Below are 19,112 nucleotides of genomic sequence, written 5' to 3'. Positions count from 1 at the left end.
GCGCCCAGCGCCATGGCCGGACGGCTTGCCGTCCGGCCGTTTTCCCGCACTTAGGAAACATCGTCATGCTCAAGTTCCTCGACCACCTCGAGGAGTGGATGATCGCCTGTCTGATGGGGGCCGCCACCCTGATCACGTTCGTCGCGGTGCTGCACCGCTACGGCTCGGGCATTCCCACCCTGCAACCCTACCTCGCCCACATCAACCTGTCGTGGGCGCAGGAACTCACCGTCTACCTGTTCGTCTGGATGGCCAAGTTCGGCGCCGCCTACGGCGTGCGCACCGGCATCCACGTCGGCGTCGACGTGCTGATCAACCGCCTGCCGGACAAGACCCGCGGCCGCTTCATCGTGTTCGGCCTGTTGGCCGGCGCGCTGTTCACCGGCACCGTGGCCGTGATGGGCGGCAACTTCGTCTGGGAGATCGGCCACACCGACCAGACCTCGCCCGACCTGGAAGCGCCGATGTGGCTGGTCTATCTGGCCATTCCCGCCGGCTCCAGTCTGATGTGCTTCCGCTTCCTGCAAGTGGCCTGGAACTTCGTCAAGACCGGCGCGCTGCCCAAACACGACCACGGCCACGTCGACGGCATCGAAGGCGACCCGGCGCTGGACAATCTTCATCCGCATGACAAGCAAGGAGGCCGGCCATGAGCGCGCTGATCATCTTCGGCCTGTTGATGGCGCTGATGCTGACCGGCATGCCGATCTCCATCTCGCTGGGCCTGACCGTACTCACCTTTTTGTTCACGATGACCGAGGTGCCGATCACCTCCGTCGCGCTGAAGTTGTTCACCGGCATCGAGAAGTTCGAGATCATGGCGATCCCGTTCTTCATCCTGGCCGGCAATTTCCTGATGCACGGCGGCGTGGCGCGGCGGATGATACGCTTCGCCACCACCCTGGTCGGCCACTGGTACGGCGGCCTCGGCCTCGCCGGCGTGGTGTCGTGCGCGCTGTTCGCCGCCATCACCGGCTCTTCGGTAGCCACCGTGGTGGCGGTCGGCTCGATCATCCTGCCGGCGATGCTGAAACAGGGCTACCCGGCCCGCTTCGGCGCCGGCGTCATCACCACCTCCGGCGCGCTGGGCATCCTGTTCCCGCCGTCGATCAACCTGGTGATGTTCAGCATCGCCACCGCCGGCATGGACGTCACCGGCCCCAACGGCATGAGCGTGTCCACCGCCTCGGTCGGCCAGCTGTTCATGGCCGGCGTGCTGCCCGGCCTGTGCCTGTCGGCGCTCTTGGGCCTCACCACCTGGTATCGGGCGAAGAAGTTCGACTACCCGCGCCTGCCGCGCGCCAGCTGGAAGGAGCGCTGGGAAGCCTTCCGCGACTGCGTGTGGGGCCTGCTGCTGATGGTGCTGGTGATAGGCGGCATCTACACCGGCATCTTCACCCCCACCGAAGCGGCGGCGATGGCGGCAGTGTACGCCTTCGTGATCGCGGTGTTCGTCTACAAGGACATGGGGCTGAAGGACGTGCCCAAGGTGCTGGTCAACGCCGCGTCGATGAGTTCGATGCTGCTCTACATCATCACCAACGCGGTGCTGTTCTCCTTTCTGATGGCTTCCGAGCAGATTCCGCAAAGCATGGCGGCGTGGATGGCCAGCCAGGGCTTCGGCGTCGTCGCCTTCCTGCTGCTGACCAACATCCTGCTGCTGGCGGCGGGCAACTTCATGGACCCGTCGGCCATCGTGCTGATCATGGCGCCCATCCTGTACCCGGTGGCGGTGAAGCTGGGGGTCAACCCGGTGCACTTCGGCATCCTGATCGCGGTGAACATGGAAGTGGGCATGTGCCACCCGCCGGTGGGATTGAACCTTTACGTGGCGTCGGGGATCACCAAGATGGGGATCACCGAATTGACGGTGGCGGTGTGGCCGTGGCTGCTGACCATGCTGGGCTTCCTGCTGGCGGTCACATTCATCCCGGAAATCTCGCTGTGGCTGCCGCGGGCGCTGGGCATGATGAATTGAAATCCCAGCATAGAAAACATGCCGACGCGATGGGCTCGCCCATCGCGTTTTTTGTCTGACACGGCATAGCCCGCATCTGGCTTAAGTCTTATAATGCGAGGCTAAATCTCCCTTACATCCAACAAAAGAACATCTCTCAATCAGGAGCCTGCGAATGGACGAGCAACTGCGCCAAAGCGCGCTGGAATTTCACCAGTTCCCAACCCCGGGTAAGATCCAGGTCGCGCCGACCAAGCCGCTGACCACCCAGCGCGATCTGGCGCTGGCCTACTCCCCCGGCGTGGCCGCTCCCTGCGACGCCATCGTCGAAGACCCGCTCAACGCCTACAAGTACACCGCCCGCGGCAACCTGGTGGCGGTGATCTCCAACGGCACCGCGGTGCTGGGCCTGGGCAACATCGGCGCGCTGGCCAGCAAGCCGGTGATGGAAGGCAAGGGCGTGCTGTTCAAGAAATTCGCCGGCATCGATGTGTTCGACATCGAAGTCAACGAGCTGGACCCTGACAAGCTGGTGGACATCATCTGCTCGCTGGAGCCGACCTTCGGCGGCATCAACCTGGAAGACATCAAGGCGCCGGAGTGCTTCTACATCGAGAAGAAGTGCCGCGAGCGCATGGGCATTCCGGTGTTCCACGACGACCAGCACGGCACCGCCATCGTCGCCGCCGCCGCCGTCCTGAACGGCCTGCGCCTGGTGAAGAAGGAAATCGGCGAAGTGCGCGTGGTGGCCTCCGGCGCCGGCGCCGCCGCCATCGCCTGCCTGGACCTGCTGGTGGCACTGGGCGTGAAGCGCGAAAACATCACCATCTGCGACTCCAAGGGCGTGGTCTTCGTCGGCCGCGACGAGAAGCTGGACGAGTCCAAGCTGCGCTACGCCATCAAGGACAACGGCTGGCGCAAGCTGGCCGACGCGATGGTCGGCTCCGACATCTTCATGGGCCTGTCCGGCCCGCGCCTGGTGTCGCAAGACATGGTCAAGTCCATGGCCCGCGACCCGTTGATCCTGGCGATGGCCAATCCGGAACCGGAAATCCTGCCGCCGCTGGTGAAGGAAGTGCGTCCGGACGCCATCATCGGCACCGGCCGTTCGGACTTCCCGAACCAGGTCAACAACGTGCTGTGCTTCCCCTTCATCTTCCGCGGCGCGCTGGACGTGGGCGCCACCACCATCAATGAAGAGATGAAGCTGGCCACCGTGCGCGCGATCGCCGACCTGGCGATGGCCGAACAGAACGACGTGGTCGCCACCGCCTACGGCGACCAGGAGCTGTCCTTCGGCCCGGAATACGTGATTCCGAAGCCGTTCGACCCGCGCCTGATCGTCAAGATCGCCCCGGCCGTGGCCAAGGCCGCGATGGAGTCCGGCGTCGCCACCCGCCCGATCCAGGACTTCGACGCCTACGCCGACCAGCTGGCGCAGTTCGTCTACAAGACCAACCTGTTCATGAAGCCGGTGTTCTCCCAGGCCAAGAAAGACCCGAAGCGCGTGGTCCTGACCGAGGGCGAAGACGAGCGCGTGCTGCACGCCACCCAGGAGATCGTCACCCAAGGCCTGGCCAAGCCGATCCTGGTGGGCCGCCCCAGCGTGATCGAGAAGCGCATCGAGAAACTGGGCCTGAAGATGCGCCCGGGCGTCGACTTCGAGCTGGTCAACAACGAATCCGACCCGCGCTTCACCGAGTACTGGAAAGACTACTACCAGCTGACGAAGCGCAAGGGCGTGTCGCAGGAGCAGGCGCGCCGCCGCGTGATCGGCAACACCACGCTGATCGGCGCGATGATGGTGCGCCGCGGCGACGCCGACGCGCTGATCTGCGGCACCTACGGCCCGTACCGCCAGCACTTCGACATTCTGGAGAACGTGCTCGGCTACGCCAACGAAGACAAGGTGGCCGGCGCGATGAACGCGCTGATCCTGCCGACCGGCAACATCTTCATCACCGACACCTACGTCAACGCCGAGCCGAGCGCGGAACAGCTGGCCTCCATCACCAAGATGGCGTCCGAGTCGATCAAGCGCTTCGGCATCCAGCCGAAGGCCGCGCTGCTGTCCAACTCCAGCTTCGGCGCGCTGAACACGCCGTCGGCGCAGAAGATGCGCGCCGCCTTCGACCTGATCCGCGAAGCGCAGCCGGAACTGGAAATCGACGGCGAGATGCAGGGCGACGCCGCGCTGGTGGAAAGCATCCGCCAGCAGGCGCTGCCGGACTCCACGCTGAAGGGCTCGGCCAACCTGTTGATCATGCCGAACGTGGAAGCCGCCAACATCAGCTACAACCTGCTGCGCGTGTCGGCGTCCGACGGCGTGACCATCGGCCCGATCCTGATGGGCATGGCCAAGCCGGTGCACATCCTCACGCCTATCGCCTCGGTGCGCCGCATCGTCAACATGGTGGCGCTGGCGTCGGTGGACGCCCAGTGCTGATCGTCGGCTGAGCCATCCAGGCTTATACTGAACGGGCAAGCGTCGCTTGCCCGTTTTTTTTGCCAGGAAACCGCCATGAGCCAAGACAACGATCCGTTCGCCCTGTTCCGCCAATTTTGGCAGCAAGCCACCCCGCCCGGCATGCAGGCTTTCCTGCCGCCGATGTCGGAAGAGGAGATCGACCGCAAGCTGGCCGAACTCAAGGTGGTGGAAGGCTGGATGACGATGAATCTGGGCGTGCTGTCGATGCAGATCAAGACGCTGGAAATGCAGAAAAGCGCGCTGCACTCGATGCGGCCGAAAGAGCCCCCGGCAGGCTGAACCCGCCTCGCCGGGCAGGCGCGGCCGGCGCGTTCCCGCAGCCACGGGATAAAACCGCACAGACCATCATGACAAAATGGTCAGGCGTCACATACAGTCACACTAGACTACACAACAATTAACAAATTTATATGCGGATTTAACTTATCCTTACGACCTTAAGGATGAGGTTCCACATGACTGTAATCAATTCGGTGGATCTGTTCTGGTCGCTGGCTAGCGGGGAATTCTCCCAAAGAGATGGCTTTGACGAGGGCAAGAACCGCTTCAAGTTCGTCCTCCGCGGCATGCTGACGCTGCCCTGGACCCTGCGCTGGCTGGAAACCTTCCGCTCGCAGGCCCTGCTGACCTATCTGCGGCGCAACCCGCGCCTGGCCTGCAAGCTGCACCGCCCCTATCTGTACCGCTCGCTGAACGCGCGCGGCAAGCTGCAGGCGCTGCAAGCGCATTACCAGTTGTTGGAGCAGCGCTTCTGCGAGCCGGCGCGCGGCCTGCTGCTGTCCAATCAGCCGGTAGCGCTGGCCGCCCTGACCGGCAAGAACGACGGCGCGCTGCACGTGCTGCTGACGCAGCAGCACACTTTCGACAAGGAAGGTGAAATGTCGCTGCAGGTGTGCAATGCCGAGCGCGTGGCGCTGGCCACCCTCACCTTCACCCTGACCCGACGCGGCGAAGACTTGGTGGTGATGGTGGGCGGGCTGCAAGGCCCGACCAAGCCGCACGGCGCCGAAAGCGTGCAGCTCGCCACCAAGCTCGCCCATGGCCTGTTTCCCAAGCGGCTGGCGATGGAAGCGCTGACGGCGCTGGCGCGCAAGATCGGCGCCGACGAAATCCTGGCTGTCGGCAAGGCCGAGCATATCTACAGTTCCTGGCGCTACCGCCGCAACTTCTTCGCCGACTACGACAGCTTCTGGGAAACGCTGGACGCGGAGCCGATGGAAGGCGGGCGCTTCTTCCGCATCCCGCTGACGCTGGCGCGCAAGGCCATGGCGGATATCGCCAGCAAGAAACGCGCCGAATACCAGCGCCGCTACGCGCTGCTGGACGCGCTGTCCGCCCAGACCCAGACGGCGCTGTAAAACCGCTCAGGGCCGGGTCAGGCTGAAGGCCGGCTGACCCAGGCTGTAGCGGTCGCCACCCAGCTTGCCCACCGCCTGCAGCGCGACATCGTCTATCGCGCCCTCATTCCATACCCTGTCCGCCACATGGATGTGGCGCACTTCCGCCAGCACCAGATTGCCGGCACCGGTGCCGTGGCCGAAGGTCAGGCACTGGTGCAGCGTGCACTCCAGCCGCACCGGCGCCTCGGCCACGCCCGGCGGCTTCACCGTGACGCTGTCCACCTTGGCCACGCTGGCCAGCTCGAACTCGTCGACATCGGCCGGATAGCCGCCGCAGCTGACATTCATCGCCTCGGCCAGCGCCTGGCTGACGATGTTGACCACCAGCTCGCCGGTCAGGCGGATATTGGCCAGCGTATCCTTGTCGCGCTCCGAAGCCTGCTTGAGTATGCTGATCCCCAGCAACGGCGGGTTGATGCTCATCACATTGAAAAATGAAAACGGCGCCAGGTTGCAAACGCCCTTCAGGTCCTGGGTGCTGACCCAGGCGATAGGACGGGGCAGCACGCACCCCACCAGCAGTTGATACAGATTCGTCCGCTCCAATTGCTGCACATTGAACTCCATCTGGTTCTCGCACCGTCATTAATACCATGATGCCATCATTCTAATGTGCATGGCGTGCCGAACACCAGCCGCACGGCGTCGGCGATTCAACTGGTTTGCCACAGCGCCAGCCGGTAAAATGCCGGGATGAACGCACCCCGCTTTGTCCATCTTCGCCTCCATTCGGAGTTTTCCATCACCGACGGCGTCGTCCGCCTCGACGACGCGGTGAAGCGCGCCGTCAAGGACGGCATGCCCGCCTTGGGCATGTCCGACCTGATGAACCTGTTCGGCATGGTCAAGTTCTACAAGAGCTGCCGCAACAAGGGCATCAAGCCCATCGTCTCGGCCGACATCTGGCTGGAAAACGAGGAAGACCGCGACAAGCCGTACCGGCTGCTGCTCACCGCCAAGAACCGCGAGGGCTACCGCCGGCTGTGCGAACTGCTGACCGAGGCCTTCAGCCACAACCAGTACCGCGGCCGCGCCGAGATCAAGCGCGCCTGGCTGGAGTCCGGCGACAACAGCAACCTCTTGTGCCTGTCCGGCGCCCATCTCGGCGATGTCGGCATGGCGCTGGCGATGGCGCAGCGCGAAGAAGCGCAACGCCGCGCCGCCTACTGGGAAAAACTGTTCCCGGGCTCGTTCTATCTGGAAGTGCAGCGCGTGGACAGCGCCCAGGTGGAAAACGTGGTGCAGGCCACGCTGTGGCTGGCCGGCGAAATGGGCCTGCCGGTGGTGGCCACCCACCCGATCCAGTTCATGGATCCGGACGATTTCAAGGCGCACGAAGCGCGGGTCTGCATCGCCGAAGGCTACACGCTGGGCGACAAGCGCCGGCCGCGCGCCTTCAGCGAGTGCCAATACTTTCTCAGCGCCGATGAAATGCTGGCGCGTTTCGCCGACATTCCGGAAGCGCTGGCCAACACCGTGGAAATCGCCAAGCGCTGCAATATCAGCGTGGTGCTGGGCAAGAACTACCTGCCGCTGTTCCCGACGCCGGACGGCATGTCGCTGGACGACTTCCTGGTGCACGAGGCCAAGCGCGGGCTGGAGGCGCGGCTGGCGCAGCTGTACCCGGACGAGGCAGTACGCCGGGAAAGGCGCCCCGAGTACGACGAGCGGCTGAAATTCGAGTGCGACACCATCATCCAGATGGGCTTCCCCGGCTACTTCCTGATCGTGGCGGACTTCATCCAGTGGGGCAAGGCCAACGGCTGCCCGGTAGGCCCGGGCCGGGGTTCCGGCGCCGGCTCCTTGGTGGCCTACAGCCTGTCGATCACCGACCTGGATCCGCTGAAATACGCGCTGCTGTTCGAGCGCTTCCTCAATCCGGAGCGGGTGTCGATGCCCGACTTCGACGTCGACTTCTGCCAGGAAAACCGCTGGCGGGTGATCGAATATACCCGGCGGAAATACGGCGAGGAGGCAGTCAGCCAGATCGCCACCTTCGGCACCATGTCGTCCAAATCGGTGATCCGCGACGTCGGCCGGGTGCTGGACCTGCCCTTCGGCCTGTGCGACCGCCTGTCCAAGCTGATTCCGCTGGAGGCCAACAAGCCGCTGTCGCTGACCAAGGCGATGGAGATGGAAGCGCAAATCGGCGAGATCATCGAAAACGAAGGCGCCGGCGAGCTGATCGAACTGGCGATGAAGCTGGAAGACCTGACGCGCGGCATCGGCATGCACGCCGGCGGCGTGCTGATCGCGCCGGGCAGGCTGACCGACTTCTGCCCGCTCTACATCGCCAGCGGCGAAGGCGCCTCTCCGGTTTCCCAGTTCGACAAGGACGACGTCGAGCAGATCGGCCTGGTGAAGTTCGACTTCCTGGGCCTGCGCAACCTCACCATCATCGAGCTGGCGCAGAAGTACATCAAACAGGTCAGCGGCGAGGACGTCGATGTCGCCCACCTGCCGCTGGACGACCGCGACGCCTACAAGGTGTTCGCCAGCGCCAACACCACCGGCGTGTTCCAGTTCGAGTCCAGCGGCATGAAAAAGATGCTGATGGAGGCCAAACCGAGCAAGTTCGAGGAAATTATCGCCTTCGTGGCCTTGTACCGCCCCGGCCCGATGGACCTGATCCCCGACTTCATCCAGCGGATGCACGGCGCCAAGTTCGAATACCTGCACCCGCTGCTGGAGCCGGTGCTGGCGCCCACCTACGGCATCATGGTGTACCAGGAACAGGTGATGCAGTCGGCGCAGGTGATCGGCGGCTACAGCCTGGGCGGCGCCGACTTGCTGCGCCGCGCGATGGGCAAGAAGAAGGTCGAGGAGATGGTGGCGCAGCGCGCCATGTTCGTCGAAGGCGCCGGCAAGCAGGACATCCCGGAAGCCAAGGCCAACGAAATCTTCGACTACATGGAGAAATTCGCCGGCTACGGCTTCAACAAGTCGCACGCCGCCGCCTACGCGCTGGTGGCCTACCACACCGCCTGGCTGAAGGCGCACCACTGCGCCGCCTACATGGCGGCGACCATGTCAACCGAACTGGACAACACCGACCAGCTGAAGATTTTCTACGACGACGCCACCGACCACAAGAACGGCCTGGTGTTCCTGCCGCCGGACGTCAACCACAGCCACTACCGCTTCGTGCCGGTCAGCCGCAAGGAAATCCGCTACGCGCTGGGCGCGGTGAAGGGCAGCGGCGAATCGGCGGTGGACCACATCGTCGCGATGCGCGAGGCCGGCGGCCCGTTCGCCAACCTGTTCGACTTCTGCAAGCGCACCGACAAGAAGCTGGTCAACAAGCGGGTGATCGAGGCGCTGATCCGCGCCGGCGCCTTCGACTCCATCGAACCCAACCGCGCGCTGTTGTTCGCCAACGTCGGCCTGGCGATGGAGGCGGCGGAGCAGGAGCACGCCAACGCCAACCAGGGCGGCCTGTTCGACATGTTCGGCGACGACGTCGCGCCGGCGGTGGAAATGGTGGCCACCCGGCCGTGGAGCGACGCGGTGAAGCTGGCCGAGGAAAAGCTGGCCATCGGCTTCTACCTGTCCGGCCACCCGTTCTCCGCCTACGAAAAAGAAGTGCGCGCCTTCATCAAGACGCCGCTGTCGCGGCTGATACCCAACAAGTCGCCGCAGCTGCTGGCCGGCTTCGTCACCGGCATCCGCGTCAAGGTGGGCAACCGCGGCAAAATGGCCTTCGTCGAGCTGGACGACGGCAGCACCAAGCTGGAGGTCAGCCTGTTCGCCGAAAGCTTCGAGACCAACCGCGACAAGCTGAAGGAAGACGTGGTGCTGGTGGTGGAAGGCAAGGTCAGCGAGGACAGCTTCGCCGGCGCCGGCCGCCTGCGCATCATCGTCGACAAGCTGTACAGCCTGGGCGAAGCGCGCAGCCGCTACGCCCGCAGCCTGGCGCTGCAGCTGTCCGGGCAGGTGGACGTCGCCCGCCTCAAGTCCGAGCTGCACCCGTTCAAGAGCCAGGACGCCGGCTGCCCGGTGCGGCTGCATTACAATAACGGCGAGGCCAAAGGCGACCTGATGCTGCCGCCGGAATGGGGGGTGCGGCTGGACGACGGGCTGCTGCTGGCGCTGTCCGACTGGCTGGGTGAGAACCGGGTCAAGGTGATGTGGTAAGCGCCGCCGCCAGATGCCGTCCGCCGCCGGCGGGCGGCATTTTCATTGGCGCAAACCGGCATCCATCACGCCGCCAAGCCACGCGCGCCAGGCTAGACGGCCTGGCATTTCGTACAGCGACTGTACGTCCGCGGCATACCCTTTCCGCAAAATTCCCCAATCAAAGCAGGGGCTTCCCGCCACGAGGCCGGCATTGCCGATGCCGCGCTGAGCGACTAATCAGCCACAAACGCGAGAATTCGCTTATGATGGGCTAAGGTGCATGATCGGCCGGCCTTTGCCGACCTGAGCCATACCGCACTGAAAACACCCGTTTCCTGGAGATATCCCATGTCTAATCGCCAATCCGGCACCGTAAAGTGGTTCAACGATGAAAAAGGCTTCGGCTTCATCACCCCTCAAGGTGGCGGTGACGACCTGTTCGTGCATTTCAAAGCTATCGAAAGCGATGGTTTCAAAAGCCTGAAGGAAGGCCAGACCGTTTCCTTCGTGGTTGAAAAAGGCCAGAAAGGCCTGCAAGCCGTACAGGTTCGCGTCGAGTAATCGTCCGTCCAACGGAAAAACCCCTGTCGACATGACAGGGGTTTTTTTATTGCCCGGCCGCCGCGCTCAACCGCTGACGCTGGCGGCGCCGTTTTCCACATGGCCGACCAGGCGGCGAATGAAACTGGTGTCGTTGCTGCAGGTGACGGTGAAGTCGTACCAGCCGTACACGCCGGATAGGTTCCAGCTCAGCAGCTGGCTGCCGCCGCCGTTGACGCTGACCTGCTGCGGCGCCCCGCCGCCATAGCCGTTGGCGCTCACCTGGAAAGTCGCCGCGACCTTGCCGCCATTGTTCAGCTGCAGGGTCAGCTGCGGCACGCCCTGCACCACCGACACGCCGCTCACCGCCTCCAGCACGCCGGCCGCGCTGTGGATATTGCCGGCGAAGCGGCGCAGGAAGCCGTTGGGGCCGTACAGGGTCAGGTCGTACCAGCCGCCGCCGTAAGTCTGCACATGGAAGTAGTCCTGGATGTTGCCGCCGGCGGCCACGTCATATTGCCACGGGCCGTCCAGCCGGTACTGGTTGGCGTAGATGGCGTAATGGGCACCCTGGCTACCGCTGTTCTGCATGTGTATCCACACCATGCCGCCGGCCACATCGGTGCTGGCGTAGGCATTGCACTGGTAGGGCAAGGCGCGCGCCGGACGGCGGCCCGCCTCCGGCTGCGGCATCTGCCCCGGCACCGGCGCGGTCGGCGCCGGCCAGCCCTTGCTTTGCTGCGCCTGGGTCAGCAGCGCCGCGGTGTCCGGGAAAGCCGGCAGGCTGGTATTGCTGCTGCCGAAATCCAGCGCCGCGGTCAGATCGCCGCACACCTGGCGGCGCCAGGCCGAGATATTGGGTTCCTGCACCCCGCTCCAGGTTTCCAGAAAGCGCAGCACCGAGGTGTGGTCGAACACCTGCGAGCAGACGTAGCCGCCGCGGCTCCACGGCGACAGCACCAGCAGCGGCACCCGCGGCCCCAGGCCGATCGGCGCGCCGGACACGAATTCGCCCGCGGTGCCGGACGGCGGCACCGGCGGCGGCACGTGGTCGAACAGGCCGTCGTTCTCGTCGTAATTGAGCAGCATCACCGTGGAGGCCCAGACATCCGGATTGGCGGTCAGCGCCTGCAGCACCTGGTCCACCAAGTAGGCGCCGGCGGCCGGAGGCGCGCTGGGGTGTTCGGAATAATCCTGCGGCGCGACGATCCACGACACCTGCGGCAGCGTGCCGTTCACCGCGTCGCTGCGGATGGCCGCCACTAGGTCCTTCACCGAATTGCCGCTGACCTTGGGCACCGAGCTCATGCCGCGGTCGTGCAGCGGATTGCCGGGCTTGGCGTTGCGGTACTGGGTGAACCAGGCCAGCGCGTTGTCGTCGAAATTGTCGCCGACCACCTGGTACACCTTCCAGCTGACGCCGGCCGCCTGCAGCCGCTCCGGATAGGTGGTCCAGCTGTAGCCCTTCTCGCTGTTGTCGGTGACCGGGCCGCCGTTCTTGCCGGCGGCGTCCACCGTGCCGCTCCACAGGTACAGGCGGTTGGGATTGGTCGGCCCCTGCTGCGAACAGAAATAGCCGTCGCAGATGGTGAAGGCGTCGGCCAGCGCGTAGTGGTAGGGAATGTCGGCGCGGTTGAAGTAGCCCATGGTCAGGCCGGTCTTGGCCGCCACCCAGCCATCGTATTTACCCTGGTTCCAGGCGGCGTGGGTGCCGGTCCAGGAGTGGTCGAGGTCGGTCAGGTATTGCGCGTTGGTGCGGCTGCTGTCCAGGTGGAAGGGAAACTCGCTGGACAGCAGATGCGGCTGGCGGAACACGCTGCTGCCGTTTCGCAGCTGCAGCGCGCTGCGGTCGCCGAAGCCGCGCACCCCGCGCAGCATGCCGAAATAGTGGTCGAACGAGCGGTTTTCCTGCATGAACACCACCACGTGCTTGACCGCGGACAGGCTGCGCCCGGCGGGGCGGATCGCCATCGCCGCGGCCAGCCCGGGCGGAATGGCGCCGGCGGCGACGCCGGCGGCCGACAACTTGAGAAACTCGCGACGTGACAACTCGCTCATGACAACCCTCCGGAAATGTTCAGGTTTGATGACCATGGCAATTCTGGCCAGCGCGCAGTGTGCTTTCTCAATATTTAGATTTGATTAATGGGATCAGGCTCCTCCCGGTGGTCTCTATCCGCGCGGCGCGGCTTCGCGCCCGGCGGGCATGCCGCCTCACATGCCGGCTTTTCTCATATTGGCCAGTCCGTTGGCCACGCCTTGCCGCCCCAGTTCGCGTTGCTGATCGCGCAGCTTGCCCAGCACCGCCAACATCGACTCCGCCTGCGCCTTCACCTGGGGAGAGGCGTACGCCATCCGGCCGCTGTCGTCGATCGACCAATAGTTCTTGTTCGCGGTCAGATATTGCGTGGCCGCCGCCATCTGGTCGATCAAGGCGAACTCCAGCGTCCAGATTCTTTCCGCCTGATAACGGCTTTTGGCCATGCCGGCGCTCACCCCGCGCATGAAGTCTTTCTTCGCGGCCTTGCTCAGTTTCAGCTTGCCGAGGTTGTCCTCCAGGCATCCGGGAACCGCGTCCATGTCATAACGATGGCGCTGCGCGGCCGCGCGCAGGTTCTCCACTATCGTCCTGCTTTCTTCGACGGCGTTGTCCTCGCGGATTCTTTTCATATCCAGCAAGACCGCGGCCCCGGCGCGCTGCAGCTCCAGGCTGTAATCATTGCGTTTCTGCAACTGCTCGTTCATGCACTGGCGCACCAACGCCTCCATTTGCCCGGCGCGGCCCGATGCGGCCGGCGTCAGGCTAAGCATGGGAACGCGATTGGGCACATCATCCTGCATTTGCTCGTACCTATCCTTCAGCTCCGCGGACAGCGGCGTCGCCGGTTCGTCCGCCGCCAGCGCCGCGGCGGCATGGCCCGCCATGCCCAGCGCCAGCGCGGCGTACGCCGGCCACTTTCTGCCAACCCGGCACTTTCCCCCAAAACCAGACACATTCATCATGCTGTTTCGCGCCAACCAATGCGGACGCGTTCCCTTCGATAGTAAAAGATCAATGATATCAAAACCCTTGCGCCGCCTCAGCCGGACTTTACCGGCTGGACGCCTTCCATTAGGCTGCGCATTCCAACAAAAACACGAAAGCACTCCATGCGACTCCGCCAGGCCCGCCGCGCCGATCTCGACGCCATCTTCGCCATCGAACAAGCCGTGTTCGGCAGCCACGTCTACCCGGACTTTTTCTTCCGCCAGGCGCTGGACCTGTGGCCGGACTGGTTCTGGCTGGCCGAAGACGAACGCGGCGCGCCCATCGGCTACGCGCTGGGCGCGCCGTCCCAGGAGCCGGACCAGCTGTGGCTGCTGTCGCTGGCGCTGCTGCCCGCCTGCCGCGGCAACGGAACCGGCAAGGCCTTGATGCAGGCGGCGCTGGCGGCCATGCGGCCGCGCGCGCGCAGCATCCGCCTGACGGTGGACCCGGCCAATCCGGCCGCGGCGCTGTACCAGCGGCTGGGCTTCGCCGCCGTCGGCCACGAGCCGGACTATTTCGGCCCCGGCGAGGCGCGCTGGCTGATGCAATGGCAAGCGGCCGCATCCGCCTGACATGCGCTACACTCGACTCTTTGCCCGATTGCCCGCCGCATGAAGCCCGCACCCTGCCAGCGACTGCTGGTCCTCCTCACCATCGCCGCCTGTCTCGGCTACTACCTGATCCTGGCCGCGCGCCCCGGCTGGCTGGCCTGCCGGCTGGCCGGCCTGCCGGTTTCCATTCTGCTGGCGCTGGCGCTGCTGTTGCTGTTCTGCCTGATCGCCGCGCTGCACGGCGGCTCGCGCGATGAGGACGCATCATGAGCCACGCCCAGCTGCTGTTCACCGCCCTGATCCTGCTGACGCTGGCCATCACCGCCGCCGCGCGGCGCCGCACCGCGTCCCTTAATGATTTCTATACCGCCGGCGGCCACCTGCCGGCCTGGCAGAACGGCCTGGCGCTGGCCGGCGACTACCTGTCCGCAGCGGCCTTCCTCGGCGCCGCCGGCATGTATCTGGGCCAGGGCTACGACTCGCTGGCCTACGCGGTGGGCACGCTGGCGGGCTGGCCGCTGCTGTTGCTGCTGCTGGCCGAGCCGCTGCGCCGGCGCGGCCGCTATACCGTGGCCGGCGTGCTCAGCCAGCGCTTCGACCACGCCGGCGTGCGCCTGGTCAGCATCGCCGGCTCGCTGACCGTGACGCTGTGCTACCTGGTGGTGCAGCTGGTCGGCGCCGGCAAGCTGATCGAGCTGCTGTTCGGCCTGCCCTACCTCGCTGCCGTCGGCCTGGTGGGCGCGCTGATGATGGTCTACGTGGCGCTGGGCGGCATGCTGGCCACCACCTGGGTGCAGATCAGCAAGGCCAGCCTGCTGTTCATCTGCGCGCTGCTGCTGGCCGGCGGCGTGCTGGCGCGCTTCGGCGGCAGCCCGGCGGCGCTGTTCGACGCCGCGGAGAAACTGCGCGGCGCGGCCGCCTTTCTGCCCAGCCAGGCGCTGGCCGACCCGGTGGAGATGCTGTCGCTGGGCCTGGGGCTGAGCCTGGGCCTACTCGGCCTGCCGCATGTGCTGATGCGCTTCTTCACCGTGGCCGACGCGCGCGCCGCGCGCCGCTCGGTCGGCATCGCCACCTGGCTGGTGGCCGCCTTCTTCGCTCTCAACATCGTCATCGGCTACGGCGCGATGACGCTGGTGGGACCCGACGCGCGCTTCCACGGCGCCGACGGCAAACTGCTGGGCGGCGGCAATATGGCCGCGCTGCACCTGGCGCGCCTGCTGGGCGGAGAAACCGCCAGCGCGCTGGTGGCCGCAGTCGCCTTCGCCACCATCCTGGCTGTGGTGTCCGGCCTGGCGCTGGCCGGCGCCAGCGCCGTCAGCCACGATCTGTACGCGGTATGGCTGAAGCGCGGCCAGGCCGAGCCGCGCCGGGAGCTGCGCGTTTCGCGACTGGCCACGCTGGCGCTCGGCCTGTTCGGCATCGTTCTGTCCACGCTGTTCCAGCAATTGAACATCGCGGTGATGATGGGCCTGGCCTTCGCCATCGCCGCCTCCGCCAATTTCCCGCTGCTGCTGCTGGCCTTGCGCTGGCAAGACCTCACCGCGCGCGGCGTGGTTTGGGGCGGCGCGGCGGGCATCGCTTCGTCGCTGGCGCTGATCGTCTGCGGCCCGGCGGTGTGGGTGGCGGCGCTGGGCCACGCCAAACCGCTGTTCCCCTACGCCAATCCCGCGCTGTTCTCCGTGCCGCTGGCCTTCGCCGCGGCATGGCTGGGCTCCCGCAACGGCGCGGCTTCCACCAACACCTGAAAGCGCACTCCATGAGCAATCTGATCCTGTACGGCAACCGCTACTCCGGCCACAGCTACAAGGTGCGGCTGGCGCTGATGCTGGCCGACATCTCGCACGACTATGTCCATGTCGACATCTCGCAGCCGCGCGCCGAACGCCTGGAAGATTTCCGCGCCGCCAGCCGCTTCGGCGAAGTACCGGTGCTGGTGGCCGACGGCGTGCCGCTGTGCCAGTCCAACGCGATACTGCAATGGCTGGCCGACAGCTACGGCGCGCTGGGCGGCGCCCTGGGCGAGCGCCAGCGCGTGCGAGAATGGCTGAACTGGGAAACCAACCGGCTGGGCCTGTCGCTGCCCAATCTGCGCTACTCGCGCCTGATCGCCCACTACGAACCGGCGGTGGAAGCCTGGCTGGAAACGCGGCTGCGCGCCGATCTGGCGGTGCTGGAAACCGAGCTGGCCGAGCGCCGCTACCTAGCCGGCGACCAGATCAGCATCGCCGACGTGTCGCTCTGCGGCTACCTGTGGTGGCTGGCCGACACCGGCCTGGCCATCGCCGACTGGCCCCATGTCCAGGCCTGGCTGGCCCGCATCGCCGCCCAGCCGGGCTGGCAGCATCCGGACGAGCTGATGTCTCCGGACATTCCGGAATAAGGCGCGCGGCGCCAGCAGGCGATAGACCTGCGCCGCGGCGATTGGACAAACACAGAGAAATAGAGAGCCCCCAGATGAGCCGACCCTCTTGTATCCGCCATTGGCGAGAATTGGAAAAAACCGAACCCAGCCGTTATCCGGACAGCCAGGAGGACCTGGCCCGCGGCGCGCCGCTGGGCCGCCATTTCGGCTTTGCCCGGCTGGGCATCCACCACGAGCGGCTGGAACCCGGCCAGCGCACCAGCTGGCCCCATGCCGAAAGCACCGAGGACGAATTCATCCACGTGCTGGAAGGCGAGCCCGACCTATGGCTGGACGGCGCGCTGCACCGGCTGCAGCCGGGCGATTCGGTCGGCTTCAAGGCAGGAGACGGCCAGGCCCACACCGTGATCAACAACACCGAGCAAGCCGTCCGCCTACTGGTGGTCGGCGACGCCACCCGCGCCGACAACCAGGTCCACTATCCGCGCCACCCGGCGCGCAACGCCGCCATCGGCAAGCTGCACTGGGCCGCCGCGCCAGCGCGGCCGGACGGCGGCCACGACGGTCTGCCGGACAAGCTGCGCGACAGCGACGGACCGTTCTGAAACCGATGGACAAAATGCTGACGCTAGCCGATCCGTCCTTGCTGGACATTCCCGTGGCCGGCCATGCCGAGCCCTTCGTCGACCTGGCCGCTTATCCGGACTGGGCGGTGGACCGGAGCCGCAGCCAGATCTCCAGCCGCAGCCCCCATTTCCTGAAAGCCAGGCAGGCGGTGGCGGAACGGCTGCGCGACGCCGCCGGACGCTTGCCGGACGGCCTGCGCCTGTACGTCAAGGAAGCCTACCGGCCGCTGGCGCGCCAGCGCCGCTCCTACGACGAGCATCTGGTCCGCTTGCGTGGTCTGCAGCCGGAACTGGACGAGGCGGCCTTGCTGCGCGAGGCCAGCCTTTACGTCGCGCCGCCGGCGGTGGCGCCCCACCCGACCGGCGCCGCGCTGGATGTGACCTTGATCGACGCGGCCGGCGCGGAGCTGGACATGGGCTGCCCGTTCAACGCCGACGCCGAGGAATCCCGCGGCGCCTGCTACACCGACAGCCCGGGCCTCTGCGCGCAAGCCCGCGCCAACCGGCGCATACTGATCCTGGCGATGCGCGACGCCGGCTTCGTCAATTATCCGTCCGAGTGGTGGCACTGGTCGTACGGCGACCGCTACTGGGCGGCCGTCAGCGGCGCGCCGGCCGCGCTGTACGCCGCCGTCGACGAAAGCTTTCTGGAATCCGCATGAACGACTTCCTGCAGCAACTGGCCGCCATCATCGGCCCGCAATACATCCTGACCGCCGCCGCCGACACCGCGCCGTTCACGCTGGACTGGCGCCGCCGCTACCAGGGCGCGCCGCTGGCGGTGGCGCTGCCGGGCTCCACCGCCGAAGTCGCCGAGCTGGTCAAGCTGTGCCGCGCGCGCAAAGTCGCCATCGTGCCGCAAGGCGGCAACACCTCCACCTGCGGCGCGGCCACGCCGGACGGCAGCGGCCGCCAGCTGATCGTGGGCATGCGCCGGCTGCGCGCCATCCGCGCCCTGGACGGCGACAACAACACGCTGACCGTGGACGCCGGCGTCACGCTGCAAGAAGCCCAGCAGGCGGCCGAAGCCGCCGGCCGGCTGTTTCCGCTGGCGCTGGCCTCGCAGGGCAGCTGCCAGATCGGCGGCAACCTGTCCACCAACGCCGGCGGCGTGGCGGTGCTGCGCTACGGCACCATGCGCGAGCTGGCGCTGGGGCTGGAAGTGGTGCTGCCGGACGGCCGCGTGCTGGACCAGTTGCAAGGCCTGCGCAAGGACACCACCGGCCTCGACCTGAAGCAGCTGTTCATCGGCGCCGAAGGCCAGCTGGGCCTGATCACCGCCGCCACGCTGAAGCTGTTTCCGCTGCCCAGCGCCCATGCGACCGCGATGGTCGGCGTAGAAGACATCGAGACGGCGATAGCCTGGCTGAACCGGCTGCGCCACCGCTTCGGCGACCGCCTCACCGCCTTCGAAGTGATGGACGCCAATTGCCAGCAGGTGCTGCAACGCCACCATCCCAGTCTGATGCCGTTTTCCGCGCCGTGGCTGGCGCTGATCGAGCTGTCCGACGGCGGCGATCCGGCCGAGCTGAACGACGCGCTGGTGGCATGGCTGTCGGCGCAGCACATGCTGGACGGCGTAGTGGCGCAAAACGAAACCGAACGGCGCAAGCTGTGGACGCTGCGCGAGGAGATATCTGAAAGCCAGCGCAAGGACGGTCCCAGCATCAAGCACGACATCGCGGTGCCGACCTCGGCGCTGCCGCGGCTGGTGCGCGACTGCGCGGCGGATCTGGAGCGGGCCTTCCCCGGCGTGCGCATCGTCGCCTTCGGCCACGCCGGCGACGGCAATCTGCATTACAACGTCAGCTACACCCGCCCCGGCAATGCCGAGCTGTTCGACGACGAGCCGGCGGTCAACGCCATCGTCTACGACCACGTCTACCGGCTGGACGGCACGCTGGCGGCCGAACACGGCGTCGGCCAATTGAAGAAGGACTGGCTGGTCCGCTACAAAGACCCGCTGGCGCTGGAATTGATGCGCGGCATCAAGCGGGCGCTGGACCCGGACGGCTTGATGAATCCGGGCAAATGGCTATGAGCG

General features: G+C 66.0%; 17 protein-coding genes. 14 read left to right on the top strand and 3 right to left on the bottom strand.

All coding sequences use genetic code 11. The features are described 5' to 3' along the window. Positions 1-65: 65 nt before the first annotated feature. The 5 genes from U6115_RS04350 (at position 66) to U6115_RS04330 (ending at position 5,803) form a co-directional block, all read left to right on the top strand. Positions 66-653 (top strand): TRAP transporter small permease, encoded by a 588-nt coding sequence (locus U6115_RS04350; RefSeq protein ID WP_043577119.1) that lies wholly within the window; start codon positions 66-68, stop codon positions 651-653. Further along, positions 650-1,978: a TRAP transporter large permease gene (locus U6115_RS04345; protein ID WP_043577116.1), complete on the top strand. Its 1,329-nt coding sequence runs from the start codon at positions 650-652 to the stop codon at positions 1,976-1,978. Before U6115_RS04350 ends, U6115_RS04345 begins: the two co-directional genes overlap by 4 nt. Positions 1,979-2,132: 154 nt before the next feature. Next, positions 2,133-4,403, top strand: a complete 2,271-nt coding sequence (locus U6115_RS04340) for an NADP-dependent malic enzyme (RefSeq protein WP_043577113.1) — start codon at positions 2,133-2,135, stop codon at positions 4,401-4,403. 75 nt (positions 4,404-4,478) lie between these two features. Next, positions 4,479-4,724, top strand: coding sequence for a PhaM family polyhydroxyalkanoate granule multifunctional regulatory protein (locus U6115_RS04335; RefSeq protein WP_043577110.1), 246 nt, complete (start codon positions 4,479-4,481; stop codon positions 4,722-4,724). Between the two features lie 176 nt (positions 4,725-4,900). After that, the gene (locus tag U6115_RS04330; protein ID WP_052258141.1) at positions 4,901-5,803 is read left to right on the top strand and encodes a VirK/YbjX family protein; all 903 of its coding nucleotides are present in this window, start codon (positions 4,901-4,903) and stop codon (positions 5,801-5,803) included. A 6-nt stretch (positions 5,804-5,809) separates the two neighbouring features. Here U6115_RS04330 and U6115_RS04325 read toward each other — a convergent pair whose 3' ends face one another. Then, on the bottom strand, positions 5,810-6,412 hold the full coding sequence (locus U6115_RS04325) for a flavin reductase family protein (RefSeq protein WP_043577104.1): 603 nt from the start codon (positions 6,410-6,412) through the stop codon (positions 5,810-5,812). Between the two features lie 126 nt (positions 6,413-6,538). Here U6115_RS04325 and dnaE point away from each other — a divergent pair, with 126 nt between their 5' ends. Then, a complete protein-coding gene (gene dnaE, locus U6115_RS04320) occupies positions 6,539-9,979 on the top strand; it encodes a DNA polymerase III subunit alpha (protein WP_043577101.1) in 3,441 nt (1,146 codons plus the stop codon). 330 nt (positions 9,980-10,309) lie between these two features. Beyond that, a complete protein-coding gene (locus tag U6115_RS04315) occupies positions 10,310-10,522 on the top strand; it encodes a cold-shock protein (protein WP_043577099.1) in 213 nt (70 codons plus the stop codon). 66 nt (positions 10,523-10,588) lie between these two features. On the opposite strand, the gene U6115_RS04310 is transcribed toward U6115_RS04315, so the two are convergent. Together U6115_RS04310 and U6115_RS04305 are read right to left on the bottom strand one after the other, a co-directional pair. Then, complete coding sequence (locus tag U6115_RS04310) at positions 10,589-12,559, bottom strand: phosphocholine-specific phospholipase C (RefSeq protein WP_043577097.1); 1,971 nt, start codon at positions 12,557-12,559, stop codon at positions 10,589-10,591. 156 nt (positions 12,560-12,715) lie between these two features. Continuing rightward, positions 12,716-13,648 (bottom strand): hypothetical protein, encoded by a 933-nt coding sequence (locus U6115_RS04305; protein ID WP_146008374.1) that lies wholly within the window; start codon positions 13,646-13,648, stop codon positions 12,716-12,718. 3 nt (positions 13,649-13,651) lie between these two features. Between U6115_RS04305 and U6115_RS04300 the strand changes: the two genes are divergently transcribed. The 7 genes from U6115_RS04300 (at position 13,652) to U6115_RS04270 (ending at position 19,109) form a co-directional block, all read left to right on the top strand. Then, positions 13,652-14,101: a GNAT family N-acetyltransferase gene (locus U6115_RS04300; protein ID WP_043577093.1), complete on the top strand. Its 450-nt coding sequence runs from the start codon at positions 13,652-13,654 to the stop codon at positions 14,099-14,101. Positions 14,102-14,140: 39 nt separating this feature from the next. Next, the gene (locus U6115_RS04295) at positions 14,141-14,350 is read left to right on the top strand and encodes a hypothetical protein (RefSeq protein WP_043577084.1); all 210 of its coding nucleotides are present in this window, start codon (positions 14,141-14,143) and stop codon (positions 14,348-14,350) included. Then, the gene (locus U6115_RS04290) at positions 14,347-15,825 is read left to right on the top strand and encodes a sodium:solute symporter family transporter (protein ID WP_043577081.1); all 1,479 of its coding nucleotides are present in this window, start codon (positions 14,347-14,349) and stop codon (positions 15,823-15,825) included. The genes U6115_RS04295 and U6115_RS04290 overlap by 4 nt, the downstream gene beginning before the upstream one ends. Positions 15,826-15,836: 11 nt before the next feature. Further along, on the top strand, positions 15,837-16,460 hold the full coding sequence (locus U6115_RS04285; protein ID WP_043577079.1) for a glutathione S-transferase family protein: 624 nt from the start codon (positions 15,837-15,839) through the stop codon (positions 16,458-16,460). Between the two features lie 110 nt (positions 16,461-16,570). Beyond that, complete coding sequence (locus U6115_RS04280) at positions 16,571-17,047, top strand: cupin domain-containing protein (RefSeq protein WP_230623401.1); 477 nt, start codon at positions 16,571-16,573, stop codon at positions 17,045-17,047. Between the two features lie 14 nt (positions 17,048-17,061). After that, the gene (locus U6115_RS04275) at positions 17,062-17,730 is read left to right on the top strand and encodes a M15 family metallopeptidase (RefSeq protein WP_230623400.1); all 669 of its coding nucleotides are present in this window, start codon (positions 17,062-17,064) and stop codon (positions 17,728-17,730) included. Next, positions 17,727-19,109 (top strand): FAD-binding oxidoreductase, encoded by a 1,383-nt coding sequence (locus U6115_RS04270; protein WP_043577069.1) that lies wholly within the window; start codon positions 17,727-17,729, stop codon positions 19,107-19,109. Before U6115_RS04275 ends, U6115_RS04270 begins: the two co-directional genes overlap by 4 nt. Positions 19,110-19,112: the final 3 nt, after the last annotated feature.

Origin of the sequence: Chromobacterium subtsugae (assembly GCF_035919665.1) — a bacterium.
GTDB lineage: Bacteria > Pseudomonadota > Gammaproteobacteria > Burkholderiales > Chromobacteriaceae > Chromobacterium > Chromobacterium subtsugae.
The sequence above is the reverse complement of the archived record's forward strand: the minus strand, read 5'-3'. Positions and strand labels throughout refer to the sequence as shown.